At 70.4% G+C, this 757-nt stretch carries 1 protein-coding gene; it reads right to left on the bottom strand.

Annotated features, from left to right (window positions below; translation table 11 throughout):
• A partial coding sequence (mnmA, locus tag FK530_RS24445; protein WP_146489433.1) for a tRNA 2-thiouridine(34) synthase MnmA occupies positions 1-757 on the bottom strand: 757 nt, incomplete at both ends.

Genomic DNA, 757 nt, shown 5'->3' on the forward strand with positions numbered 1-757 from the left:
TCGCGCGAGCGATGTGGCCCAGGTTCAGGCCCTTGCGCTGCCCGACGGTGAAGTTCCAGTACCCGGTGTGCTCCCCCAGCACCCGTCCCTCGGTGTCCACCACCTCGCCGGGCGCCTCGCCCAGGTGGCGACGCAGGAAGCCACGGGTGTCCCCGTCGGGGATGAAGCAGATGTCGTAGGAATCGGGTTTGGCGGAGACCCCCAGGCCCAGGCGCTCCGCCTCCGCACGCACCCAGGCCTTGGAGGGCGCCTCCCCCAGCGGCAGGAGCACACGGGCCAGTTCCTCCTCACCCATGACGGCGAGCACGTAGGACTGGTCCTTGGCCTCGTCCATTGCGCGGTGCAACTGGGGACCTCCCCCACCCTGCACGATGCGGGCGTAGTGGCCGGTGCACACCGCGTCGAAGCCCAGAGCAGCGGCCCGCTCCGCCAGTTCACGGAACTTCACGAACTCATTGCAGCGCACGCAGGGATTGGGGGTGTGGCCCGCACGGTACTGCTCGACGAAGTCGGTGATCACCGTCTCCTCGAACTCCTCGGCCAGGTCCCACACGTAGAAGGGGATGCCCATGACCTCCGCGGCGCGTGCCGCGTCCCCCGCGTCCTCCACCGAGCAGCAGCCCCGGGATCCCACCCGGCACGCCTGGGGTTGGGAGGACAGCGCCATGTGGACCCCGACCACGTCGTGACCCGCCTCGACGGCGCGGGCGGCGGCGACGGCGGAGTCGACCCCAACCGACAGTGCTGCCAGGACCCT

Source organism: Tsukamurella conjunctivitidis, from assembly GCF_007858475.1.
Lineage (GTDB): Bacteria > Actinomycetota > Actinomycetes > Mycobacteriales > Mycobacteriaceae > Tsukamurella > Tsukamurella conjunctivitidis.